Genomic DNA, 23,826 nt, shown 5'->3' with positions numbered 1-23,826 from the left:
ATAAAAAAACAGACTCTGAAAATTTTCGGAGTCTGTTTTTAGGTTGTTAATCTATATATTATCTATTGAACTTCTTGCATATAATTTAATTCTTTTTCAGTCAGTAAATCCTTCAAATAGCCGTTTAAAAACAATCCAAATGGATCCAGTTCATTTCTAATGGTTAAAAAGTCAGTAAGCATAGGATAAAGATTGTACAGGTCATTATTACTGCGGTTATGCATTTTTCCCCAATGGGGTCTGCCATCGTATTTTTTCATAATTTGTTCCATATCATGAAAATAATCTTCATATGGCATACCTTTATACATGTGAAAGGCAATATAGGCTGATTCTCTTTTGTAGGAAGGACTTAGCCATATATCATCAGCCTTGACCATGCGGCATTCAATAGGAAAATGAACTTTATGCTTTTGCACCTCAATGCATTCCCGAATCTCTTGGATAGCTGGCAGGAGGTGCTGTAGGGGGATGCAATATTCAATTTCTCTAAATTTAACGATTCTTGGTGTTGCAAATAGCTGATAACTATGTGCTGCAATTGACGTGCGTCCAACACTTTTTGAAGAAAGTCTGCTTATAAAACGACAGGTTTTCGGAAATAATCGGCAAATTTCTGAGAGAATAAAGAACAAATAGTTTTCTAATAGAAGATTTTTAAAATGGTGAAGACGTAAGCTTTTAGGTTTTTGATTGGAAATATTCATCGTCTTAATTTGTACTAAATCTGAATATGGGAATAGATAAAACTCAAAGTGACGATTTGTTTCGATTAATTGGGTAAGATTCTTCTCGAGGATTGGAAACTCTACTTGATCACTTATATATTCGTAAATAGGGCTTTCGATTATTTTTAAGGTAACTTTTACAATGATGCCTAAAGTCCCTAACGATACAAGACATGCATTAAAATAATGAGCATTTTCTGTTTTGGATATAGGCAGGACTTCTCCAGTTGCTGTAACTAGCCATATTCTTGTTACTTGAGTGGAAATATTGCCAAATTGAAGCCCTGTACCGTGTGTTCCTGTAGAAATCGCTCCAGCAATACTTTGTACATTGATGTCTCCCAGATTTTCTTGGGAAAAGCCTTTCCTTCCCAGTTCTTCACCTACTTGATATAGTCGTGTACCGCCAAAGACTGTCACAGTGCCCTTGTCTTTATCAATGGATTCAATCCCAGATAAAGAATCAAGTGAAATGAGCCATTCATCTGATTCAACAAGTCTTGTAAATGAATGTCCAGCTCCGATAACTCGAATGGTTTTTCCCTCAATTACAGCTTCTTTTACAATGGCACTAACCTCATTTATAGAGGTTGGGTAAAAAATTTTTTCAGGCTGGCTCTCAAATGTATGTGCCCAGTTTTTCAATGTATGGCCTTGCTCTGTTTTCATCATAGAAAGCATGCTCCTTCCCCGCGATAAGTATTAAAGAGATAAACAATCTGCTGATTGGAAATACAAATAATTTCCTTAAAGCGCTCGCAAATCTCTCCGGCTTTTGCTGCCCGAAAGACGATTGCATCCCCTATATCAAGGGATAAGTTCTCATAATATACTGGGGTTTGCACTTCGCCTGCTCCCTCTAACGGCAAGAGTTTTCCTCCCATGGGATAGACAGGCTTTGGCATTTTGTCTTTTCCAGCTGCTCCTGATGCTATATAGCCACCGCCAAGACATGTATATATGTTTGGGGCTGGTTTTCTTACAATAGGCAAGGCAAAGAAGAGGGAAGGCTTATAGCTAAAGCTTTGATAATAATCAAATAAAAGCGGGGAATAAAAGCCGGACCCGACTGTTACCTCTGTTACGTAATCTTCCAATGAAGTCGTATGCAGACTGCCTGTTCCGCCGCCATTAACAAGTGATAAGGGGATGTCTTCATCCATGAGTTTCTGAATAACCTTTGTTCGACGCACAGCAATTTCAGGAATCGATTTCTTTTTCAAATAAGAAATGAATGTGTTCTTTAAGAATTGTGAGGGCATGAGGTCACCCACACCGGCTATTTGTGCTTCATATCCCATCATGCCTGTAATCTCAAGCTTAGTAGATTGTTTAATTTTTTTTGCAAGCTGTAAGACTGCGTCTTCATTATTTAGCGGGGATCGTCTGACGCCAAAATGCAGATTGGCAAAAGCAGTACTCATGTCAACATCAATACAAACGTAGAATTTTCCGTCTGTCTCCAAAGCGATCCTTTGTAAATGATCGATATGCTCAGAAGAATCTACCATTAAAATAATTTTCTTTTCTGTTTGATTGATTTTAGCAATTTTAATAAGTGCATCCATGTCCCAGCAAGGGTAGCCGAGCAAAATATCATCAAACCCTTTTTCAGAAAGAAATATTGACTCTTGTGGGGTAAAGGACATTAAGCCTTGGAAAATTCGGTTTGATTGGAGTATTCTTCTTAGAAGAGAAACAGAGCGAATCGATTTGGTGGCAATTCGAATGGTTTTTCCATTCGCTTTTTTAGCAATTTCTTGGCAATTTTCATCAAATGCATCTAAGTCTAAAAGTAATGCCGGCAGAGAAATTTCATTAAGCAGCTGTTTTGAAAGCAAGGCAACCCCTCACATATCATTCATAATTATGTAGCTTATTTTTATTATAAAGGATACGTAAATAAAAGTGGGGATAATTATTTTAAAAATTCAGTTTATTGAATTTAGAACAGAAGGATTTCGTTTATTCCTATGGTAAAATATATTTGGGACATGTCTAAAGATTAAATATATGATGAGGAGTGATTGGATGAAAGCATTAATACATGAAGGAAAAGCAGGTTTTAGCGGGCTATCCTATGGGGAAATAGCTGAAAGGGTGCCTGGAGCTGGAGAAGTAAGCGTTCGATTGAAAACTGCAGGTCTAAATCATCGCGACCTTTTTGTACTGAATCGCCATTTGCCGTCTGATCCGCCTCTTATTATTGGGTCTGATGGAGCGGGAATGATTGATGCAGTAGGTGAAGGCGTACATACAGTTAAAGTCGGGGATGAGGTAATGATTAATCCTGGACTCGGATGGCAAGAAAAAAGCGATGCACCACCAGCAGGCTTTGAGATCGTTGGACTTCCTGATCATGGGACATTTGCAGAGAAGATTGTCGTACCTGCAGAAAATACAGTTCCAAAGCCAACATATTTATCCTGGGAAGAAGCAGGTGTCCTTTCTTTAGCAGGACTCACGGCCTATCGTGCTTTATTTACTCGAGGAAAAGTAACTTCTGGAATGAAGGTGTTTATTCCAGGGATTGGCAGTGGGGTCGCCACTTTTCTATTGCAATTCGCAAAAGCTGCTGGGGCAGAAGTATATGTAAGCTCACGTTCAAAGAAAAAATGTGATCGTGCACTAGAACTTGGTGCACATCAAGCGATTGACAGCAATGAGGATTGGAGTAAGGCGTTAAAAGGTGTGAAAATGGATCTGGTCATTGAATCTGTCGGAGCAGCCACATTCAATAAGTCATTAGAACAACTTCGCAGTGGGGGAACGATCGTTATATTTGGTGCTTCCGCTGGAGATGAAGTAACATTTAACCTGCGCACATTTTTCTATGCTCAGCAAAATCTCCTAGGATCCACAATGGGAAGTGCTGAAGAATATAAAGAAATGCTCCAGTTTATGGAGAGGCATCAGTTGAAACCAGTAATCGATGAAGTTTTTGATTTAAGCGAATTTGACAGGGCGTTTCAACGATTAGAGGAAGCAGAGCAAATGGGGAAAATAGGATTCATAATTCGTTCCGAAATGCTTTAAGTTCATTTTAATAAGAATTAGAATATAATAGAAGAGACAATATATAAAGTAAAAGGCAGGAAATCAAAATGATTGTGAAAACAGAAGAAGATTTAAACGGCTTAAAAGAAATTGGCAAAATTGTTGCGCTTATAAGGGATGAATTAATTGCAATGACGAAGCCAGGCATAACAACGAAGGAATTAGATGATTATGCTGGGGAGCTTTTTGAAAAGCATGGCGCTTTATCAGGTCCGAAGGGGGAATATGATTTCCCTGGATTCACATGTATAAGTGTGAATGAAGAGGTTGCACACGGAATACCAGGAAAGCGGGTCATTCAGGAAGGCGATCTCGTGAATATAGATGTATCTGGATCAAAAAATGGATATTTTGCCGATACGGGCTTGTCTATCGTCGTTGGAGACGATCAAAAGCTAGAGAAGCTTTGTGAAACAGCACAGTTGGCATTTGAAGAAGGACTGAAAAAAATAAAAGCGGGCGCAAAGCTTAGCATGATTGGTAAAGTAGTTAATAGAACAGCGAATCAGCATGGCTATACGGTTATTAAAAACTTAACAGGTCACGGAATTGGGCATTCCTTGCATGAAAAGCCTGACCATATTTTAAATTATTTTGAGCCATGGGATTCTCAATTATTAAAGGATGGAATGGTGCTTGCTTTTGAACCGTTCGTTTCAACTGGAGCCGAAGAAGTCATTGAACTTGATGATGGCTGGACATTTGTAACAAGAGACAAAAGCTATGTAGCACAATGTGAGCATACATTAATTGTTACAAAAGGTGAACCGATTATTCTTACTAGATAATAATTGTTAGCAGAAAAACTAACCATCAGCAGTGCACTTAACTGACGGTTAGTTTTCTTTCTTTATGCAATGGAGCAGAGTGAATTAAAAAGGTGAATAAAAGGAAATGATGATAATGGAATTCAAAAAAACAATGGGAATGAGTTAGGCTATTACTTCCTCTTATTACCCTTCAAATTATTTAATTAATCAAAGCCCTCCGCTAGGTATGGAGGGCTATTTTTCTAATTGGTTTTCAAGAATTTTACACAGACAGGTTCAGGAACAGAAATATCTGACTGCAGTAATGTTAGCTTTCCTGTCATTTGATCACGTGAAAACAAAACTAGATTATTGGAATTTTGATTAGAGGCAACTACAAATTTCTCGGTCGGATCCAGTGCAAAGTCTCTTGGCCAATTTCCTTCAGTTGAAGTATGTTCAATAAACTTTAGCTTCCCTGATTCCTGCATTATACTAAATACTGCAATACTATTATGCCCACGATTTCCAGCGTACACATATCGACCATCTGAAGAGATATGAATAGCACTACCTTGATTGTTTTCTCGAAAATCCTCGGGAATGGTAGAAATGGTTTGAAGGTGTGTTAGGCTGGCAGTATCGGGTTCATACGTAAATGCGATTGCCTCTGAGCTGAATTCAGTCATGACATAGACGTATTTTCCGTTCGGATGGAATACAAGATGTCTTGGTCCGCTTCCAGGTTTAACTGACAAACTATTTTTCTCCTTTAAAACTCCTTCATTTAGATCATAAATGATGATTTGATCTATTCCGAGGTCAACAGCGATAATATATTTCTCATCGGGAGTCGGGGCCGCGTAATGAGTATGAGGGAATGTATCTCCTCCTTGGTTTTGGAGTTTGATTACTGAGCTTACCGGCAATATTGAACCATCTTTATCGTCGATTAAAAAGGATTCGACTGTGCCTTTATGATAATTTGCACTAAAGATATTAGACGTTTTGAGATCTAAGCTTACATGACAAGGAGGTGCCCCTTCAGTAACTTGTTTGTTAATTATTTCTAGTTTATTATCAAGGACCTTAAACGATGCAACACCGCCAGTTTCTCCTTCTTTTATAACAGAATACAGAAATTGATTATCGCTGCTAATGGCCAAATAAGTTGGATTATCTAATTTAGCAGCAAGCTTAATATCAGTGATTTTCCCTGTTTCCGTATTTAATGAAAATGCATAAATACCCTCACTTTCGCTCTTCGTATATGTACCGATATATCCTATTTGCTTGTTGTTTTCCAAAATGAATCCTCCTTAAAAATTTTCTATTATTTCTTAAATGTATCATAGATAAACTGTGATTAAAAAATAGCAGGTAATAAAAAAGGAAATTCTACTACGCGGAGAGAATGTACCAACATAGATTTGTGAGAGGATGAGGAGATGCTACCACCAAATGGAATTCTAACGACGTGGGGGAAATTCTGTGATTTTCCCATGGAGACCTTAACTAAAGCTTGGTTTTATCAAAAATCAAGCAGGAGAAAACAACGTTCAGTTTCTTTAATGAAGGAACATAGGGAACAATATGGGATTTCGGGTAATTGTTTTGATCTTGCTATTTGGCTGCTTGATGAGTTTGAAAAAGATGGAATTGAAGCCTATCCAATCGGCAACTATTTAAATACAGAAAAAGCTCATACAGCAGTAGTAGCATTAGATGAAAGAGGAAGGAGATTTCTGTGTGATCTTGGAGATCAGTGGCTAAAGCCAATATTAATAGATTCAGCGCAGCATGATTTTACTGGTGAAATACTAAGTGGATTTTTTCCAGCTGCTCAAGTACAAATTAAACCTGTTAGTAGTAGTGTTGAGGTAATCTATTACAGACCCAGTGGGAAATTATCTCGCCAAGTCTATCATACCGAGCCACTTGATTTGAAATTGTTTATGGAAGCGGCAGAATATTCCCAAAACCAGATTCGACCAAGGCCGCTGCTAGAAGTAAGAACACCCTACAAAAGTGAAATAGCCCACTGGGAATTCTGTAATTGGGAAAGCTATTTAAGTACAAGTGAAGGATTATTTAAAGAAGAACAGTTGCTCACAATTGAAGAGTGGGTGGAAAGAATTCATTCAAAGACAAGGTATGATAGAAAATTCTTATTCGAGGCGCTGGAATTCTATCAAATGAGTTATAGGAGAGGTTGAGGTATCTGGATATTTGCATTTTGAGCAGCTAGATGCGGGTAAAAGGGAAAAGGTATTTCGCGGTAACCAAAAGCAAGCATTGGTGCCCGTAAAAGAGGGAAAAAGCAATCCGCGGTAACCAAAGGGGAGCATTGGTTCCAGTAAATGGGGAAAAAAGCATTTCAGGGTAACCAAAGGGGAGGGTAAGTGCCCGTAAACGAGAAAAATAGTGTTCCACGGTAACCAAAGAGGAGCAATGATGCCCGTAAACGGGGGAAATAGCGTTCCACGGTAACCAAAAGCAAGCATTGGTGCCCGTAAACGAGGAAAAAAGCAATCCGCGGTAACCAAAGGTAAGCATTGGTGCCCGTAAACGAGGAAAAAAGCATTTCACGGTAACCAAAGGGGAGCAATGATGCCCGTAAACGAGGAAAATAGCGTTCCACGGTAACCAAAAGCAAGCATTGGTGCCCATAAACGAGGACAATAGTGTTCCACGGTAACCAAAGGCAAGCATTGGTGCCCGTAAACGTGGGAAATAGCGTTCCGCGGTAACCAAAGACCAGTAAAGATTCCATTAAACTAGGATTTTTGGTCTTACGGTCATTTAAGAGTAAGTAAACAATCTATTTGACTACTTTCAAAATGAGATTTACTGCCCTTTTTTATATTCCATCAGCCAGCAATCCCTATATTCTCCTTCGTGCAGCTCATGTTTAGGCAACATTTTAATTTTGGTAAATCCGCACTTTTCATAGCAGTGAATAGCTCTTACATTCTTTATTTGTGGGTCCATTACAACCATATCAGCTTGTTTTTGTTCAATTAAAAAATTTACCATCGATTGTACAAGCAGTGTCCCTATTCCTTTATTCCAATAGTTAGGTTCACCAATAAATTGATCGATGCCATAAATATTTTCTCTGTTTCCTTCATAACCATATTCATTTCTTGTGTTCTGGTCTAATTGATAATATTGGATGTATCCAATTTCAATTTTGTTATATTCAATGATGCAGCCGTTTACTTCGTTTTTGCGATCGAAAAATTTTTGATTTACCTTTTTCAGATCAAACGGATTGTCTCTGCCCTCATAATATTCCAGAACAGCTGGATCAGAAAGCCATTTGGCTAATAGGTGGTTATCTTTTAATTCAAGGTTCCTTACGAGTAAGTGATTATTAGTAAATAACATATTTTCTCCTTTCAGTTAAATGATTACATAGTTTGATTATTATATTCGCTAGCTTAGTATTCATCTCCTTTTGATTAATATTGTTTATTTCTAGGAGAATTTCGGAGGGATTTTATGAATTTATTAGAGCAGCTTAAGAATAGGATTCCATCACTTCAAACCTCGACAATGATCGAACAAATTAATAAAGGTTTCTCGAATGATAATAAATATGTTGTTAAAATGGCGGATGGCAAAAAGTATTTGCTCCGGACAGCGGCGATTGACCAGTATGAAAGGAAAAAATCAGAATTTAATTTAATTACCGATTTGCAAAATTATTGTATCCAGTCACCGCAGCCGATTGCCGTAGGCAAAGTAGAAGAATTAAATCTTTGTTATTACCTGCTCTCTTATATTGAGGGGGAGGATGCACGTGAATTACTGCCGTTCTACAGTATTCAAGATCAATATAAAATAGGTTTATTTGCTGGCATTGACTTAGCAAAAATACATGCTGTTCGTGCTCCAGCATCGATTGACCATTGGTACGACAGAATAATGAAAAAGCATCAGAAATATGTTGAAGCCTACTGGTCATGTGGATTGAAAATTCGAGGCGATTATGAAGTTATCAACTTTATTGATAAAAATGAGCGGCTCTTAATAAATCGTCCCAGTCGGATTCAGCATGATGATTTCCATGTAGGTAATATCATTGTAGAAAACAGGCAATATGCTGGAATCATCGACTTCAACCGTTATGATTGGGGAGACCCGTACCATGATTTTCTGAAAGTTGGCTTGTTTAGTAGAGAAGTTAGTATCCCATTTTCAATCGGACAGATAAATGGCTATTTTAATGAAGAAATCCCTGAGGATTTTTGGACATTATATTCAATTTACTTAGGGATGAGTATCTTTTCTGCCATTGTCTGGACGATAAAAGTCGTTCCTGAGAATTTAAATGAAATGATTGAGCGGATTTATCAAATTCTAGAGGATCATAAAAACTTTGAATTAACAAAGCCTATTTGGTTTAAGTAAAATCGTCACTGGCTTTCCGCTGCTCTTTTTAGCAGCGGGAAACTTACTCATTCGATTTATGTACTTTTATTTCTACAGCATATAAGCTATTGGGTAAATATAGGATTTCCAGTTGCTTGTCTTTAAAATGTGCATCATGGTCATTCCTGCTAATTTGGAGGTGATGGACAAATAGGGTCTTATCTTTAAAGACTAATTCAAATAACCATTCTGGCCCAGAATCAGGGTTATCATATTCAACCTTTAGCGGAACACCAACCTTTGTTTCAAATTGTTTATTTTCATAAGCCATCCAATCTTTATAAAGGAGATGCGATGAATGATAAAAATCTGCTCCTACACTAATAAATATGATGATAACGAAAACGGATGCAATTTTTGCTAGGATATTCTTTGTGGAAATTAAGATTAAGCAAAAAACAAATATGAAACAGAGCATAAAACTTAATCCACAATAATTATTCAGCATTTCATTTAAAATAAATTGTTCTTTTATAATTTCTGCCACAACCCATAATAGGAATGATAGGAGCAAAAATATTAGAAGTAATACTGCACAAGAAATGACAGGCAGATTCCTATTCTTATAATTTAATTGTTTCTTTCCTGTTCCTTTCCTCTTCTTCAATTGAAATTTCCCCCTCTATTTAAAACCCTTATCTAATTTACGTATACATACGTATTAAGTTTTAATATTTATCACATCTATGGAACTTTTTCTCAATAAATAAAGTCTAATGCGCACAGGGAGGGGAGTAGTGATGCTTTTTGAGAATGATGTGCTTTTGGCTCAAAGTGGAGATCAAGAAGCTTTTATAAGAATAATCAATTGTTGTGAATCTTCCCTTTATCGTGTGGCAAAAGGATTTTTAAAGGAAGATTCCGATTGTGCAGATGCGATTCAAGAAACGATTTTGAAAAGCTATAAATCAATAAGCAAGCTGAAAAAACCAGCTTATTTTAAAACTTGGCTTATCCGGATACTTATCAATGAATGTAATGATATCTTAAAGAAAAAGCAGAGGAGTTTTCCGATAGAAAGTATTGAAAATATTTCAATTCATCAGGATGCTGAAAATGCATTTAATGAGCTAAGGGATGCAATAACTGAATTAAATGAAAAATATCAATCAGTCGTGGCATTATTTTATTTTGAAGATTGTTCAATAAAAGAAATTGCAGCTATTCTCAATATCAGAGAAGGGACAGTTAAATCAAGATTGAATCGTGCACGATTCATGTTGGCAACTTATTTGAATCCAAAAAGTGAAGAGAGGAGTGCAAAAAATGGACCACTCAAAAATTGACAACCATATTAAAAATACCATTTCAAAAATGGAGCTTGAAGTGCCTCATTCTGTCAAACAAAGAATAAATGAAACCCTTCATAATCTTCCTAAAAAAAGACAAAGCTTATTTTTTTCTTCTTCCTTGAAATATATATTAAGTAGTGTAGCTAGTATCTTGATAGCATTTGGAGCAATCTCCTATCTTCTTTCGATAGAAACAATTAATCCTTCAAATCAAGCAACAGATGGGAATAATACTGTTATTCATGATTATGTGTATTCTGGTGAGAGTGAACACTGGAAAGCAAAGTTTAAGTTTTCAGGTAAAGGTGTTTTCTTTGAAAGAGGGAATGGGAAAATTGGTTATGAAAGTGAATCAGAAGAAGTTTTTCAAATGGAATATAAAGGCGAATTAATAGAAATACAGGGAAAAACTCTATCTTATAACTATAAAACAACAGCGGGTGGGGGCAGTGGGAATATTGATGAGATGAGTCAAAAAATAGTTGGAAATAGTTCTGGGGCAGGGAATGGAGCCATGATGAGAGAAGATGAAAAAGTCGAAGTGACAGTTGAATGGGATGGGAAAAAGGAAACCTTTTTTTTACAAACAGAGAAAAGGAATTGAACTCATAATATATAAAAGCTGCCCTTACTCGGACAGCTTTTATATTATGCCGAGCCTCTCAACAATTTAGGATGTCGGTACATGGCTGCTAAAAGAATCACACCGCTTAGAATCAGAAGAATGCTTGTCGAAATAAATACAGCTGTAAAACCAAAGTAGCCAGAAAGGAGTCCCCCCATTACTGGTCCAATAATATTACCAAAGAAACGCAAGCTTGTGTTGTAGCCAAGAACCTCTCCTTGCATAGCGATGGGTGCTTCTTGCCGAATATAAGCGATACGGACTGGAATAATACCGCCAATCGTTACACCAAGGGCAAATCGGACAAGCACAAGCTGCCATAAGCTTGTTACAAATCCACCTGGGAAGTAGAAAATGCCAGCCATGAATAATAAAATGACAAGGATCTTGACATAGCCGTACTGATCCGCAATTTTCCCCCATTGTCTAGCCATTATTAAATTACCAAGTCCTGCAGCAGAAAAAGCAATTCCTGCAAAGAAAGCAAGATTTTCAGGTCCATGCAATTCACTGACGTATAGGGATAAAATCGGCTGAATACTAAAATGAGCCATTTGGATAAGTGATGAAATAAGCAGGACAGTTAGGAGAACAGGGTTGCGGATAATATGAAGAATAACTTCTTTACTTGTATAACTCGTTTTCGCGCCTTCCTTAACCGCTAATTTTTTCTCAATTGTAAAAAAGACAAGGAACGCAGATACAAATATTGAAATAGAAGTCCATTTAAAAGTGTCTGCATAGCCAAAAGTGTCAGCAAGAATTCCCCCAAGTAATGGCCCCATCAAAGAGCCAGTTATGCTCCCTGTTTGCAGGGTTCCCATTACTTTTCCGGCAATCTCCTTTGGTGTTTGTGTAGAGATAAAGGCTTGAGACATGCCGACAAAGCCCGTGAAAATCCCCATCATGAACCTAAGTGTAAATAGCTGCCAAACAGATGTAACATATCCCATCAAAAAAATGGATATTCCCATTCCAATTCCAGAGGCAATGAGAATTTTCTTTCGCCCGAATAAATCGCCAATCCTTCCCCAAATCGGTGAAAAAATAAATGCAGTTACAAATGTAATTGCAAAAGTCCAGCCGGACCAATGCTGTACATACGATGTTGAGAAATTTCCAAACGTTTCGATGTAAAGCGAGATAAATGGCAAAACCATCGTCATGCTGCCGGCAATAAAGAAATTGGCGAACCACATGATGACTAAGTTACGACTTGAATCTTTTTTCATCTGTATTTCACACTTCTTTCCTGTCAACTATTTCGTTTCCCTAAATAGTATAACGGATTTTCAGGAAAAATTGAAGTGCTTCAAACAAGTGGTTAGAAAATACTTAATTAAAATAATTTTTGAAAAATAATATTGTATTAATACAGTTATCGATTTATAATACTTTAATATAACAGTATAGTCCTACTTTAGGATTATACAAGCAGTTAAAAATAATGATTGTATTATTTAAATGCCTGTTTTATAATTCTTAATAGGTAAAAGATTCAGAATATATAAAAAGAGGGGGATTTTTTTGGAGGCTTTTGTTAATGACTTAAATGGCATTCTATGGAGTACACCAGTTATTTACATTTGTCTAGCTGTAGGATTATTATTTTCCATCTTAACTCGTTTCTTACAGGTCAGACATATTAAAGACATGATTATGCTAATGTTTCAAGGGAAAAGTTCTGAAGCGGGCGTTTCATCTTTCCAGGCCTTATCTATTGCTCTTTCCGGCCGCGTCGGAACTGGTAACATCGCTGGTACTGCAACTGCCATTGCAATGGGAGGCCCTGGAGCTGTTTTCTGGATGTGGGCGATGGCCTTCATTGGTGCAGCTACGGCTTATGTAGAATCGACATTAGCTCAAATCTACAAAGTGAAAATTGATGGGCAATATCGTGGAGGTCCTGCATTTTACATTGAAAAAGGGATGGGAGTTAAATGGTTTGCTGTCCTTTTCGCAATTACGGCAGTACTTGCCTTAGCTATATTGATGCCAGGTATTCAATCGAACTCAATTGCTTTAGGGATGGAAAATGCATTTAAAATTCCAACATGGATAACAGGGTTAGTTATTATTGCATTATTAGGATTAATTATTTTTGGTGGGGTAAGGCGTATTGCCAATGTAGCCCAATTAGTCGTTCCTTTTATGGCTCTTGGATATATTCTTGTAGCACTTATTATTATGGTTATGAATATTGGTGAAGTTGGAAGTGTTTTTGCTTTAATTTTCAAGAGTGCCTTCGGTGCTGAGTCTATGTTTGGCGGACTTGTTGGTAGTGCGATTGCTTGGGGAGTTAAACGTGGAATTTACTCGAATGAAGCAGGTCAGGGAACAGGCCCTCATGCCGCTGCAGCTGCAGAAGTATCTCACCCAGCTAAACAAGGTTTAGTTCAAGCGTTCTCCGTTTATGTCGATACATTATTAGTTTGTTCTGCAACTGCATTTATGATTTTATTTACAGGAATGTTTAATACGGTTGGTCCAGATGGAGCAACGATGATTGTGAACCATTTACCAGGTGTTGAAGCTGGTCCAGGCTATACGCAGGCAGCTGTTGAAACCGCTTTCCCGGGCTTTGGAGCCGGATTCGTTGCAATTTCACTATTCTTCTTCGCCTTTACAACATTAATGGCATATTACTATATGTCTGAAACAAATGTTGCTTACTTATTTAAAAATAGTAAGTGGCCGATGTTTATTCTGAAATTCGTCATACTAATTTCAGCCTTCTACGGCGCTGTAAAAACAGCAGGCCTTGCTTGGGCTCTTGGAGATGTTGGATTAGGTTTAATGGTATGGCTGAATGTCATTGCCATACTCATACTGATGAAGCCTGCAATAATTGCTTTGAAGGACTATGAGAAACAAAAGAAACAAGGTCTTGACCCTGTATTTAATTCGACAAAACTAGGTATTAAAAATGCGGATTATTGGGCAGACGGTTATCAAGAGGAAAAAGAAAAAGTTTCCTAATGTAGGGGGAAGGATGCTCGGCTTGGCCGAGCATCTTTTTTTAATGATGAAATAATAATGTGAATAGGATTTCCTCAGGAACCTTTCTATCAATTGTAAAAAAATATGTGCTATTTTCATCATCATAAATTAAAATGAAAGGCTCATCTTCCTCAGGGTAAAAAATAATCAACTCATCTACTAATGAATTTATCCATTGATTTGTCACATGTATAGCAGGATCCAATGGAATCTTTACCAGCAGTCCTTTTTCCGGAAGGGGATTAAACTTCTTATATATACTACTAATTCCTTGAAGTACTTTATCCGAATCTTTTCGGATAAAGGAGGTTATCGTTATTGTCTTTATCACAGTCTCCTGTTCGATATCATAAATTTCAATGACATTTTTCATTTGAGCAGGAGCGTGTGTAGGGGTGAAAAGGAAAGTGATTAAAACGGTAAAAGCAATCTTTTTAATCAAAACATCACCTCATTCATAATATGGCCAAAATGACTTTCATTATGAGATGAGGTTAGAAGATTAAGCTACTAGACATCCTTCCGTTCATAAGATAGTATCAATAACGAAACTCATTTTTGAGGATACTAATCATTATTATATAGATGCATTTTTCAACTACTTAGACGAAATAAAGGAGATACTGATGACACATTCAATAATTAGCCAACTACAGCCATTTATTCAAGTGGTTTGGGAAAAGTCTGCGTTCACACAGCCAACTACTATTCAGACAAAGGCAATTCCGGCCGCAATAGAAGGAAAGGATCTTATTGCTGAATCGCCTACTGGTACAGGAAAGACGCTTGCTTATTTGCTTCCTTTACTAGAAAAAATTGATGCTGAAAAAAGAGCCGTTCAAGCTGTTATCATTGCGCCATCACAAGAGTTAGTGATGCAAATCCTGCAGGAAATTCAGAAGTGGGGTGAGGGAAGCGGGATTAGGGCTGCTACCTTTATTGGCGGAGCAAACGTAAAGAGACAGCTGGAGAAATTAAAAAAACATCCTCATATTGCATTAGGTACCCCAGGCAGGATGTTTGAGCTAATCAAACAAAAGAAGCTTAAAATGCATGAGGTAAAAACAGTCATCCTTGATGAAGGAGATCAGCTGCTTGTACCAGAGCATATAGAAACAATTAGAAATATTGTTAAAACAACTTTAAGTGAGCGTCAAGTTGTTCTGTTCTCGGCCACGCTTCCAAAGGAAACGGAAAAGCTCGCAAAGGAATTGACAAACAATCCTGAAGTTATTCGAGTTGAAAAGGATGAGACAATTGATGCAGCTGAAGTTGACCACATCTACTTTGTTGCTGAACAAAGAGACAAAATTAAGCTGCTTGAGAAGATTTCAAGACTTACAGATATAAAAGCACTTGTTTTTGTTAAAGATATCGGAAATCTGACTGTCATGTCTGAAAAGCTAGATTATAACCACATTGTGTCTAGTTCTCTACATAGTGATTTAGATAAGATGGAACGTCAGAAATCCTTGAAGGACTTCCGTACAGGAAAAACGAATATGCTACTTGCAACTGATGTAGCCGCACGCGGGCTAGATATCCAAGGTGTGACACATGTTGTTCATATGGATTTCCCAAGAGATCTAAAGCAATATGTTCACCGTTCTGGAAGAACTGGAAGATTTGGTGCAAAAGGGACGGTTATTTCTGTTGTTACTGAGAGGGAGGAAAGAGACCTAAAGAAATTTACGAATGAGATGGGGATTCAAGCAGTGAAAAAAGTCATGCGTGGCGGAAAAATTGTTGATCCAGGACAAAGATAATAGCAAATCCGCATGCATAAGGAGTCTTTTTGTCGCTCATACTACCTTTGATTATGTGAAAAAGGAGAGGTACAATGGGAAGACAAAAACAAGGCAATGCTAACGCTGAACGCAATAAGAATGTGAAAAAAGGCAATCGAACTAGCTCAGAATTGGTGGAGTTTACAACCGGCAGTGATGATAAACAAAAAAATCGCCGTCAAGACTAGTATGATTCAAATAGAAAAATCCTCTATTTCTAAAAAGAGGATTTTTCTATTTATATTATCGTATCAGAATTTATACCTTTGGAGTTAGAGAATTGTCTAGGGCAAGCGTCCTATCTCATATCAAACTTCAGGTCCCCTCCCTACGATAAGTCGACATCCATTCGCTATCGCTTATTGTGTCTCCTTTATCTCAGTCGCGGCCCTTCCAGTTTGTACGGCGATGACCAGGGCGCTTCCGCTTTTCTTATTCTAAATCAATCTTTTTTAATGGTTTTTTTGCAGGGCCGTTAAACACTTCGCCGTCATATGAGAAACGTGAACCATGGCAAGGGCAGTCCCATGTTCTCTCTCCGGCATTCCATTCGGTTTCACAGCCCATATGTGTGCATGTGGTATCAAGCAAATGAAGCTTGCCTTCCTTATCTTTATATGCACCTGCTCGTTTTCCATTGATCATAACAACGGAGCCTTCATCATTTTCTAACTCGCTTGGTTCTCTTGATACGGTTTCAAGCTTGCCTTTTATTAAATGTTTGGCAACGTCAGTATTTATGGAAATAACCTTCTTTAAACTTGGGTCTGTTTGAAATCTTGCAGGGTCAAATAACTCTTTATATGGGTTTTCAGCTCCGATAATCAGATCCCTCAATAGCAAGGCAGCTGTCGTTCCATTCGTCATTCCCCATTTTCTGTATCCAGTCGCGACAAAGATGCCAGATTTCTGCTTCGTAATTGGACCAATATATGGGAGCTTATCTAAGGTAATTAAATCCTGTGTTGACCAACGGTATGGAAAATCAGTTATACCAAGCGTTTTTTCAGCAAAAGCTTCGAGAGCTTCGTAGTGCTTCATCATGTCAATTCCTTGCCCAGTTTTATGGCTTTCTCCCCCGACCAGAATTAACTTTTCATCTTTGTATGGCGTATATCTCAAGGAACGGGTGGGGTTGTCTGCACTTATATACATGCCGCCTGGAAATTCTTCTTGAACCTTAACACCGAGAACATACGAACGATCTTGATACATACGAGCAAAATAAAACCCCATCATATCAACAAAGGGAAAATGAGAGGCAGCAATAATATTTTTACATTTTACTCGGTGTCCATCTCGTGTAATGACAACGGGGTGATCTCCTTCGCCTATATCTGTGGCTGTTGTGCCCTCGTAAATGATCCCGCCAGCTTTTATGAATTCCTGTACTAAATGCTCTAAATATTTAAGCGGATGAAATTGAGCCTGATCCCGCATGCTTAATGTGGCTTTTGTTTTAATATTAAAAGGAATTCCGTCTACTAAAGCTCCATTAATGCCAATCGTTTCATATGCCTCTAATTCTGCTTCTATTTTTCGTGCATACTCATCAGATGTAGCATAAATATATGCCTCTTCCTGGCTAAAATCACAATCAATTTGTTTTTCTTTCACAGTATTTCGGATAAATTCTAAAGATTCATTAGCAGAGTTATAGTATAAAGAGGCCTTTTCTTGCCCAAAATGATTGATTAATTCATCATATATCAAGCCATGCTGTGCAGTAATTTTTGCTGTTGTATGACCTGTTGTTCCACTAAGAATACTTCCAGCTTCTAAAATAGCAACCCTGAATCCCTCATTAATTAGTAAATACCCGGCAGTTATTCCGGTAATCCCCCCGCCGATTATGGCAATGTCAACAGATGTATGTTCAGATAGCTTTTCGAATGAAGGCAGATTTATTTCTCTCCAATAAGACTCTGGATATTGAGGCATTTCATGTGTAGACGTCATATTTTTCCTCCTGTAATAAAGCTTTTTATACTTAATTTTCCCTATCAAAAGCGTTTGTATACAAATGCAAAGAAGAGGAGGAGATTTTGTTAATCGTTTCCTTTTCACTTTGTATTTCTTGCTGAGGGACATTTTTCGTACTTGGAACTTGACGTGGTTCGTAATCAATCTCGTCTGAGGAAAAAAGCTGAATAATCATTTGTCCTCCTAGGACTTTTGAGCGGATGAGAATCGGTAAGCTATATTCATTAATAAAACTAAAATCAGGTCCGTACCAGCTGACAGTTGCATCTCTACCTGGGGGGACGTAAGGGACATTTTTTGAATGTGAGTAGCGTTCAACCATTTTTAATCCCGCTCGATCAGCTGCATTAAAAAGAGTAGAGGACACTTGGCAAATCCCTCCCCCAATGTCTTCTGATAATTCTCCTCTTACAATAACAGGAGCCCGCATATATCCTTTTTCCTTCGTTCTTTTTCCAACCACTTGATTGAAAGAAAATTTTTCACCCGGAAAGATCACATAATTATTAATGGCTTCCGATGCAAGGGTAATATTATGGCTGCGTGCTGTATTATTGCGATTGAAATAAGTCACATATTGGCCAATGGGCTTTACATAAATACGCAATAATAGGTCGCGGTCTATTTTGGGGTAAATGGGAAGCATGGGAACCTCAACTCTTGAAGCGTTCGTTTTATAAAAATAAGTATAGAACAAGTCATTAAAAGCCTTTCGATATAACTTTCTACCCGGTTCACCCTCAATTACTCTTCCAAAATCATTAATATAAGCATTTACAGGCGGCTTGTACGTTTGTTCATCTAACTCCTTGATAAACGCATTGTATTTTTCTAAATCAATTAATGGTATACCCGGAAAAGACATGGTGTAGTCAAGCCGGTTTATGCTTGTAATCATTTCACCTTGATTCTCAATCATTAAATTTTCAGAAGGATTGATAGGCTGAATGATTAGAAGTAACCCGAAAAACCAAGCTGCATTCATATTTTCTTACACCTCCAAAGTTAGTATGGATTGAGTCCATTGTTTTCATGTGGTTGAATGATATTTTAATCAATTCCTCTGTATAAGAAAGTTAGTCTTACATGTGATACGTCTCAGGTCCTAGATGAAAATAAAGCTCTGGCTCGTTATAAGGAGATAGGAATCAAGGTAAGATGAAATCAAGAAAGGAGGAAACGAAAATGAAAAAATTTGGATTACTAATGGCAGGAGGAATTGCAGCAATCGTGCTGCTGACAAATTTAGGTCCAATGATTGGGCTAGCGATTAGCGTAGCAATCCTATACCTTGTGTTCAAACAGTTTATTAAAGAAAAGTCAACTTTAGGTAAGATTGGCTGGGGAATCATCGGACTTATTGCGCTGATGGCTTCCGCTTCAAATATCCCAGCAATCTTAGGGATCGCAGCTGCATATGTTCTTTACCTTGTATATAAAAAATGGAATACCTCAAAATCAGTCGTTGCTGAAGAGAAGGATCCATTTGTCAACTTTGAAAAGCAATGGGCAGATATCAACAAATACTAATCAATTTATTTAAGGGGAGATAAAGAATGGCAAACTTATTTACACGCATAAAAAATACGGTATTAGCAGATATCAATGAAGTATTAGACCAAAAGGAGAAAAAGAATCCAATAACGTTATTAAACCAATACTTACGTGAATGTGAAGCAGAAACTGAAAAGGTAAGAAAATTACTAGAGCGCCAATATCAGCTTAAAGAGGAATTTACTCGTGAATTCAATCAGGCACAAGAGGTGGCCATCAAACGAAAGCGTCAAGCTGAAATTGCTACGAAGGCAGGAGAAACTGAACTATATGTCTTTGCTGCTAATGAGCAAGCACAGTATGAGGAGCGAGCTTCTCGTCTAAAAGCAACATTGGATCAAACGGTGCAGCAGCTTGCTGAGCTTGAAAGAAAATATGAAGAAATGAAACATAAACTGAAGGATATGCATATTCGCCGAATGGAATTAATGGGCAGGGAAAATGTTACTCGTGCCAACAATAGAATGAATAAGGTGCTTGATAATCATGCATATTCAAATGAATCATACTCACGCTTTCAGGAAATTGAGTCATATCTTGACCGCCTTGAGCATCAAGTAAACAGTTCATATTATCGGAATACAATCGATGCGCGCATCGCTCAATTAGAAAAAGAGATGAAAAAGGAAGAAACTCATTCTATTTCATAAGGAAAGCGCAAGCGCCTTGATCATCGCCGTACAAACTGGAAGGGCCGCGACTGAGATAAAGGAAACACGGTGAGCGAGAGCGAACCGATGTTGACTTATCGTAGGGAGGGGACCTGAAGTTTGATAGGCGCTGGAGCTAGACAAATCTCTAACTCCATAGTAATACATTCTGACTTTATTAGGAAAACATGGTATTCTAAAAAGGCGTAGGACAGCTGCGCCTTTTTGGCATAAAGTAAAGGTTTTCACAGAAGGGAGGAAGTCCGATGTTAAATAAAGTAAAAAGTGAGTATGTTAGTTGGATTGTTATGCTAGGGATTATCGTTCTTCTTTTGGAATTTTTCTTTTTTAACCGGGGCTTGATTTTCTCCCTTCTCGTGTCGATCGGTATGATTTACATAGGGAGAAAATGGATGCCGAAAACATCTGGGAAGCTCCTGTTTTGGTTTGGACTTATCTTTCTAATTATTAATATTTTTAACATGATGACATTAAAATTTTTCCTGTTGGCGCTTTTATTGCATTTCTTCATTCAATTTGTGCAATCGAAACGGAGTCCAGCCCATTTGAAGCCTTTAATCAAGGAGTCTAGCCCATCAATTGAAAAAGAAACTGTGATTAAAAAGGAATCACTTTTTTCCAATCAATTATTTGGGCAGCAAAAAACACCTGAGCAAGGATATGAGTGGAGCGATATAAATATTCAAGCTGGAATTGGGGATACGATCATCGACTTTAGCTATACGGTATTGCCAAAAGGTGAAACAGTCATTTTTATTCGGAACTTTGTTGGAAATATTCATGTTCTCGTCCCATATGATGTGGAAGTGAGTGTAAACCATTCTGTTATTGCAGGTGCAACGGAAATTTTTGATTTTCATGAAAATAAAATATTCAATCAATCTGTTCATATGCAAACACCTGGATTTAACCAGGCTGAACAGCGAATCAAAATCTTCACCTCATTGCTTGTTGGTGATTTAGAGGTGAAGCGGGTATGAGTACAGTTCAGCGGCAAATGGTTTGGGGAGCGGGACTTTCTATATTGATTTGTGTGTCGTTTACCGTTTTCTATTTTATTCGGTTTCCACTCTCAGACTGGCGGTCATTATGGGAAACGGATGTAATGGATATTCCGTTTATCATATTTATTCCAAGTTTAAGCATCGTCATTGGTATTCTCTTTGGATTAATATCAGGTATTCACTGGAAAAAACAAATTGAATCAATTGATGGCTGGCTTTATCAAATTGAAGAAGGAAGGCAGCTTGAACTTAGTGAAATAAACGCAGGATCAGAAATTCAAACAATTGCAACAAGGGTAGAGAAAATTCAAAAACAAATAGCAGAGCAAGCAAAGCTCTCTCAGAAGTTAGCAACGGAAAAAGCTGAGGACATGGAGACTCGAATGCAGGAGATTATCTCTCAAGAGAGAAATCGCTTAGCTCGTGAGCTTCATGATTCCGTCAGCCAACAGCTTTTTGCTGCATCAATGATGATGTCTGCGATCAACGAAGCAAAGACAAAAACGGATGATAGAGAAACAAAGCAGCTGAAGATGGTGGAGGAAATGATTCATCAATCCCAGCTAGAAATGCGTGCACTTCTACTTCATTTAAGACCAGTAGCGTTAAAAGGAAAGACATTACAAGAAGGAATTGAAGAACTATTAATTGAATTATCACAAAAAGTGACAATGGAAATAAAATGGAAAATTGAAGATTTTCCATTAGATAAAGGAATTGAAGATCATCTCTTTCGAATCCTGCAAGAATCAGTATCGAATACACTTCGACATGCTAAATCAACGTCCCTCGAAGTACTGCTCATTCAGAGAGATGAGTTTGTGATTTTACGAGTGGTCGATGATGGCATAGGCTTTGATGTAGAGGAAGCAAAAGCAGGTTCATATGGAATGCAAAATATGTATGAACGAGCTGTTGAAGTTGGCGGTACGTTGAAGATTATCAGTTTGAAAAATAACGGAACACGTCTTGAAGTGAAGGTACCGATCATTTAGGAATGAGTGTCTAAGCTAGACATAATTGTAGAGGGTGAGGCAAATTGATTAAAGTATTATTTGTTGATGATCATGAAATGGTGAGGATTGGTGTTTCTTCTTATTTATCTGCACAGCCGGACATTGAAGTCATCGGGGAAGCAGATAATGGGAGAACAGCTATAGAAATGGCCCTTGAATTACGTCCCGACATTATACTTATGGATTTAGTCATGAAAGAAATGGATGGGATCGAGTCAACAAGAAATATTATTGAGCAGTGGCCGGAAGCGAAAATCATTATTGTCACAAGCTTTTTAGATGATGAAAAGGTCTATCCTGCTCTTGAGGCTGGAGCTACCAGCTATATGCTAAAAACATCGAAAGCGAGTGAGATAGCGGATGCAGTCCGCTCCACTTATCATGGCCAATCTGTTCTTGAGCCCGAAGTAACGGGAAAAATGATGGTGAAAATGAGACAGAAAACACAGCAGCTCCCACATGAAGAACTGACAGGCAGGGAGATGGAAATTCTTTTATTAATGACAGAAGGAAAAACGAACCAAGAAATAGCGGATGAGCTTTTTATTGCATTAAAGACAGTAAAGACGCATGTCAGTAACATTCTTAGCAAGCTACAGGTACAGGATCGCACCCAGGCTGTTATATATGCATTTAAACATTCACTAGCGGAATAGGAAAAAATAGGAAAAGTAAATTATTTAAAGGGAAGAGAGCTAATAATGATAGCTCTTTTTTGTTTTAGGGAATACTTAATAAGTGCATTTTTTAATTCATACATATAAAGGGCATTATTTAGTTAAATATAATGAGGCAGGTGACGATATGTCATTTATTAGCTTATTAAAAAAGGGCAATAAATCTTCAGGAATTGCCGCTCTAGGGAATACGGTTCTTGCTATAGTTAAAGGGATTGCAGCAGGAATAAGCGGAAGCGGCGCGATGCTTGCCACGACTCTCCACTCATTGGCAGATGCGTTAAATCAGGGGTTTGTTTTTTTTGGCAGTGCTCTCGCTGAAAAAGCTCCGACAAAAAAATTTCCTACAGGCTTTGGAAGGGTTATTAATCTGTTTGTGTTGATTGCAGTAATTGTTATTTCGATTATGGCCTATGAGACTATTCATAAAGGCTGGGAATTGATTCGGCATCCGAAGGAGTCAACTGATATTTGGCTTAATGTTGCTGTTATGTTATTTGCTGTACTTATTGATGGTTTCATTTTATTTAAAGCAATGAAAGAAATTGCCCATGAATCAAGGAGTACTGCCAAAGGTTTTGGCGTTGTTGCTGTAGCGGTGAAAAATGTCCGTCTTGCTTCTCCGCCAACCCGATTGGTGTTTTATGAAGATATCATTGCCACTTTTGGTGCTTTGTTAGCCCTAATATCAATTGTTATCGCTTATTTTACGGGTTTATATATACTTGATGGGATTGGTACCCTATTAATTGGTTTGCTCCTAGTAGGAATAGCGATAAAAATTGGTTATGAGAACACATTGGGCTTAATCGGAGTCGCCGCTCCTAAAGAAGTGGAAGATCGGGTAGCAGCGATCATTTTATCTGATGAACATGTTGATGATATTCAAAACTTAAGAATTCTTCAGGAAGGTCGAAAGTACCATGTGGAAAGCTATATTGAATTAACTGAAGGTCTATCGCTTGCTGATGCAGATGATATTAAATTTAGAGTAAGAGATAAACTGCTGGAAGATCCTGATATAGGTGATGTCACCTTGGGAATATTAGAAACGGATCAAATCCCAACCTGGAAATAAAAAATGTCCACGGACAGTGCCTGACATGGTCCGTGGACATTTTTGTGAGTCAGGTTTGTGTAGAATAGATTTTAATAAATATGATGAAGAAATAGGATGGACAAAGATTCCACCTCCTTCTAGCCATCTTTTAAGACTTTGAATATCTTTATTTATCAGTGTCTAACC

General features: G+C 37.7%; 24 protein-coding genes. 15 read left to right on the top strand and 9 right to left on the bottom strand.

The genetic code is table 11. The features are described from left to right. Positions 1-62 precede the first annotated feature (62 nt). On the bottom strand, positions 63-1,397 hold the full coding sequence (locus FI644_RS05575; protein WP_142108997.1) for a D-arabinono-1,4-lactone oxidase: 1,335 nt from the start codon (positions 1,395-1,397) through the stop codon (positions 63-65). After that, on the bottom strand, positions 1,397-2,569 hold the full coding sequence (locus tag FI644_RS05570) for an amino acid deaminase/aldolase (RefSeq protein WP_053479120.1): 1,173 nt from the start codon (positions 2,567-2,569) through the stop codon (positions 1,397-1,399). Before FI644_RS05570 ends, FI644_RS05575 begins: the two co-directional genes overlap by 1 nt. 190 nt (positions 2,570-2,759) lie before the next feature. On the opposite strand from FI644_RS05570, the gene FI644_RS05565 reads away from it, so the two are divergent. Together FI644_RS05565 and map are read left to right on the top strand one after the other, a co-directional pair. Next, a complete protein-coding gene (locus FI644_RS05565; RefSeq protein ID WP_053479119.1) occupies positions 2,760-3,764 on the top strand; it encodes a zinc-binding dehydrogenase in 1,005 nt (334 codons plus the stop codon). 68 nt (positions 3,765-3,832) lie between these two features. Further along, a complete protein-coding gene (map, locus tag FI644_RS05560; protein WP_056682518.1) occupies positions 3,833-4,573 on the top strand; it encodes a type I methionyl aminopeptidase in 741 nt (246 codons plus the stop codon). A gap of 224 nt (positions 4,574-4,797) precedes the next feature. Here the strand turns inward: map and FI644_RS05555 are convergent, their stop codons facing one another. Then, positions 4,798-5,841 carry a lactonase family protein gene (locus FI644_RS05555; RefSeq protein ID WP_053479117.1) on the bottom strand — a complete coding sequence of 348 codons (1,044 nt, stop codon included), beginning with the start codon at positions 5,839-5,841 and terminating at the stop codon, positions 4,798-4,800. A gap of 141 nt (positions 5,842-5,982) precedes the next feature. Here FI644_RS05555 and FI644_RS05550 point away from each other — a divergent pair, with 141 nt between their 5' ends. Continuing rightward, a complete protein-coding gene (locus tag FI644_RS05550) occupies positions 5,983-6,750 on the top strand; it encodes a hypothetical protein (protein WP_053479116.1) in 768 nt (255 codons plus the stop codon). Between the two features lie 631 nt (positions 6,751-7,381). On the opposite strand, the gene FI644_RS05545 is transcribed toward FI644_RS05550, so the two are convergent. After that, on the bottom strand, positions 7,382-7,924 hold the full coding sequence (locus FI644_RS05545; protein ID WP_053479115.1) for a GNAT family N-acetyltransferase: 543 nt from the start codon (positions 7,922-7,924) through the stop codon (positions 7,382-7,384). A gap of 114 nt (positions 7,925-8,038) precedes the next feature. Between FI644_RS05545 and FI644_RS05540 the strand changes: the two genes are divergently transcribed. Beyond that, on the top strand, positions 8,039-8,950 hold the full coding sequence (locus FI644_RS05540; protein WP_053479114.1) for an aminoglycoside phosphotransferase family protein: 912 nt from the start codon (positions 8,039-8,041) through the stop codon (positions 8,948-8,950). A gap of 43 nt (positions 8,951-8,993) precedes the next feature. Here the strand turns inward: FI644_RS05540 and FI644_RS05535 are convergent, their stop codons facing one another. After that, positions 8,994-9,578: a hypothetical protein gene (locus FI644_RS05535; protein ID WP_056682519.1), complete on the bottom strand. Its 585-nt coding sequence runs from the start codon at positions 9,576-9,578 to the stop codon at positions 8,994-8,996. A 133-nt stretch (positions 9,579-9,711) separates the two neighbouring features. Here FI644_RS05535 and FI644_RS05530 point away from each other — a divergent pair, with 133 nt between their 5' ends. Beyond that, the gene (locus FI644_RS05530) at positions 9,712-10,257 is read left to right on the top strand and encodes a sigma-70 family RNA polymerase sigma factor (RefSeq protein WP_053479112.1); all 546 of its coding nucleotides are present in this window, start codon (positions 9,712-9,714) and stop codon (positions 10,255-10,257) included. Next, positions 10,238-10,867, top strand: a complete 630-nt coding sequence (locus FI644_RS05525) for a hypothetical protein (RefSeq protein ID WP_053479111.1) — start codon at positions 10,238-10,240, stop codon at positions 10,865-10,867. The genes FI644_RS05530 and FI644_RS05525 overlap by 20 nt, the downstream gene beginning before the upstream one ends. 44 nt (positions 10,868-10,911) lie before the next feature. Here FI644_RS05525 and FI644_RS05520 read toward each other — a convergent pair whose 3' ends face one another. Further along, complete coding sequence (locus FI644_RS05520) at positions 10,912-12,120, bottom strand: MFS transporter (protein ID WP_053479110.1); 1,209 nt, start codon at positions 12,118-12,120, stop codon at positions 10,912-10,914. A gap of 295 nt (positions 12,121-12,415) precedes the next feature. Between FI644_RS05520 and FI644_RS05515 the strand changes: the two genes are divergently transcribed. Beyond that, positions 12,416-13,867, top strand: a complete 1,452-nt coding sequence (locus tag FI644_RS05515) for an alanine/glycine:cation symporter family protein (protein WP_056682520.1) — start codon at positions 12,416-12,418, stop codon at positions 13,865-13,867. A gap of 40 nt (positions 13,868-13,907) precedes the next feature. Here FI644_RS05515 and FI644_RS05510 read toward each other — a convergent pair whose 3' ends face one another. Then, complete coding sequence (locus tag FI644_RS05510) at positions 13,908-14,330, bottom strand: hypothetical protein (RefSeq protein WP_142108135.1); 423 nt, start codon at positions 14,328-14,330, stop codon at positions 13,908-13,910. A 184-nt stretch (positions 14,331-14,514) separates the two neighbouring features. Here FI644_RS05510 and FI644_RS05505 point away from each other — a divergent pair, with 184 nt between their 5' ends. Further along, on the top strand, positions 14,515-15,654 hold the full coding sequence (locus FI644_RS05505) for a DEAD/DEAH box helicase (RefSeq protein WP_053479107.1): 1,140 nt from the start codon (positions 14,515-14,517) through the stop codon (positions 15,652-15,654). A gap of 74 nt (positions 15,655-15,728) precedes the next feature. Further along, positions 15,729-15,863, top strand: coding sequence for a hypothetical protein (locus FI644_RS27110; protein ID WP_256376284.1), 135 nt, complete (start codon positions 15,729-15,731; stop codon positions 15,861-15,863). A 244-nt stretch (positions 15,864-16,107) separates the two neighbouring features. Here the strand turns inward: FI644_RS27110 and FI644_RS05500 are convergent, their stop codons facing one another. Continuing rightward, positions 16,108-17,634 carry an FAD-dependent oxidoreductase gene (locus tag FI644_RS05500; RefSeq protein ID WP_053479106.1) on the bottom strand — a complete coding sequence of 509 codons (1,527 nt, stop codon included), beginning with the start codon at positions 17,632-17,634 and terminating at the stop codon, positions 16,108-16,110. Between the two features lie 31 nt (positions 17,635-17,665). Beyond that, complete coding sequence (locus tag FI644_RS05495) at positions 17,666-18,643, bottom strand: VanW family protein (protein ID WP_053479105.1); 978 nt, start codon at positions 18,641-18,643, stop codon at positions 17,666-17,668. Positions 18,644-18,843: 200 nt separating this feature from the next. On the opposite strand from FI644_RS05495, the gene FI644_RS05490 reads away from it, so the two are divergent. The 6 genes from FI644_RS05490 to FI644_RS05465 all read left to right on the top strand — a co-directional run bounded on the left by FI644_RS05490 (position 18,844) and on the right by FI644_RS05465 (position 23,658). Continuing rightward, complete coding sequence (locus FI644_RS05490) at positions 18,844-19,188, top strand: lmo0954 family membrane protein (RefSeq protein ID WP_053479104.1); 345 nt, start codon at positions 18,844-18,846, stop codon at positions 19,186-19,188. Between the two features lie 26 nt (positions 19,189-19,214). Next, complete coding sequence (locus FI644_RS05485) at positions 19,215-19,862, top strand: PspA/IM30 family protein (RefSeq protein ID WP_053479103.1); 648 nt, start codon at positions 19,215-19,217, stop codon at positions 19,860-19,862. Between the two features lie 266 nt (positions 19,863-20,128). After that, positions 20,129-20,863: a cell wall-active antibiotics response protein LiaF gene (gene liaF / locus FI644_RS05480; RefSeq protein WP_053479102.1), complete on the top strand. Its 735-nt coding sequence runs from the start codon at positions 20,129-20,131 to the stop codon at positions 20,861-20,863. After that, positions 20,860-21,882, top strand: coding sequence for a sensor histidine kinase (locus FI644_RS05475; RefSeq protein ID WP_053479101.1), 1,023 nt, complete (start codon positions 20,860-20,862; stop codon positions 21,880-21,882). Before liaF ends, FI644_RS05475 begins: the two co-directional genes overlap by 4 nt. Before the next feature lie 44 nt (positions 21,883-21,926). Next, complete coding sequence (locus tag FI644_RS05470) at positions 21,927-22,559, top strand: response regulator transcription factor (RefSeq protein WP_053479100.1); 633 nt, start codon at positions 21,927-21,929, stop codon at positions 22,557-22,559. Positions 22,560-22,707: 148 nt separating this feature from the next. Then, entirely contained in the window at positions 22,708-23,658 is a 951-nt protein-coding gene (locus FI644_RS05465) for a cation diffusion facilitator family transporter (RefSeq protein WP_053479313.1), read from the top strand. The last annotated feature ends 168 nt before the right edge of the window (positions 23,659-23,826 follow it).

Source organism: Cytobacillus solani, assembly GCF_006704205.1.
In the GTDB taxonomy this organism is placed as follows: Bacteria; Bacillota; Bacilli; order Bacillales; family Cytobacillaceae; genus Cytobacillus; species Cytobacillus solani.
The sequence above is the reverse complement of the archived record's forward strand: the minus strand, read 5'-3'. Positions and strand labels throughout refer to the sequence as shown.

Excerpts from the sequence above, each read along its gene's own strand:
- FI644_RS05575 (WP_142108997.1), bottom strand. The coding sequence starts at position 1,397 with ATGAAAACAGAGCAAGGCCATACATTGAAAAACTGGGCACATACATTT.
- FI644_RS05565 (WP_053479119.1), top strand. The coding sequence starts at position 2,760 with ATGAAAGCATTAATACATGAAGGAAAAGCAGGTTTTAGCGGGCTATCC.
- map (WP_056682518.1), top strand. The coding sequence starts at position 3,833 with ATGATTGTGAAAACAGAAGAAGATTTAAACGGCTTAAAAGAAATTGGC.
- FI644_RS05550 (WP_053479116.1), top strand. The coding sequence starts at position 5,983 with ATGCTACCACCAAATGGAATTCTAACGACGTGGGGGAAATTCTGTGAT.
- FI644_RS05545 (WP_053479115.1), bottom strand. The coding sequence starts at position 7,924 with ATGTTATTTACTAATAATCACTTACTCGTAAGGAACCTTGAATTAAAA.
- FI644_RS05540 (WP_053479114.1), top strand. The coding sequence starts at position 8,039 with ATGAATTTATTAGAGCAGCTTAAGAATAGGATTCCATCACTTCAAACC.
- FI644_RS05530 (WP_053479112.1), top strand. The coding sequence starts at position 9,712 with ATGCTTTTTGAGAATGATGTGCTTTTGGCTCAAAGTGGAGATCAAGAA.
- FI644_RS05525 (WP_053479111.1), top strand. The coding sequence starts at position 10,238 with ATGGACCACTCAAAAATTGACAACCATATTAAAAATACCATTTCAAAA.
- FI644_RS05520 (WP_053479110.1), bottom strand. The coding sequence starts at position 12,120 with ATGAAAAAAGATTCAAGTCGTAACTTAGTCATCATGTGGTTCGCCAAT.
- FI644_RS05505 (WP_053479107.1), top strand. The coding sequence starts at position 14,515 with ATGACACATTCAATAATTAGCCAACTACAGCCATTTATTCAAGTGGTT.
- FI644_RS27110 (WP_256376284.1), top strand. The coding sequence starts at position 15,729 with ATGGGAAGACAAAAACAAGGCAATGCTAACGCTGAACGCAATAAGAAT.
- FI644_RS05500 (WP_053479106.1), bottom strand. The coding sequence starts at position 17,634 with ATGACGTCTACACATGAAATGCCTCAATATCCAGAGTCTTATTGGAGA.
- FI644_RS05495 (WP_053479105.1), bottom strand. The coding sequence starts at position 18,643 with ATGAATGCAGCTTGGTTTTTCGGGTTACTTCTAATCATTCAGCCTATC.
- FI644_RS05490 (WP_053479104.1), top strand. The coding sequence starts at position 18,844 with ATGAAAAAATTTGGATTACTAATGGCAGGAGGAATTGCAGCAATCGTG.
- FI644_RS05485 (WP_053479103.1), top strand. The coding sequence starts at position 19,215 with ATGGCAAACTTATTTACACGCATAAAAAATACGGTATTAGCAGATATC.
- liaF (WP_053479102.1), top strand. The coding sequence starts at position 20,129 with ATGTTAAATAAAGTAAAAAGTGAGTATGTTAGTTGGATTGTTATGCTA.
- FI644_RS05475 (WP_053479101.1), top strand. The coding sequence starts at position 20,860 with ATGAGTACAGTTCAGCGGCAAATGGTTTGGGGAGCGGGACTTTCTATA.
- FI644_RS05465 (WP_053479313.1), top strand. The coding sequence starts at position 22,708 with ATGTCATTTATTAGCTTATTAAAAAAGGGCAATAAATCTTCAGGAATT.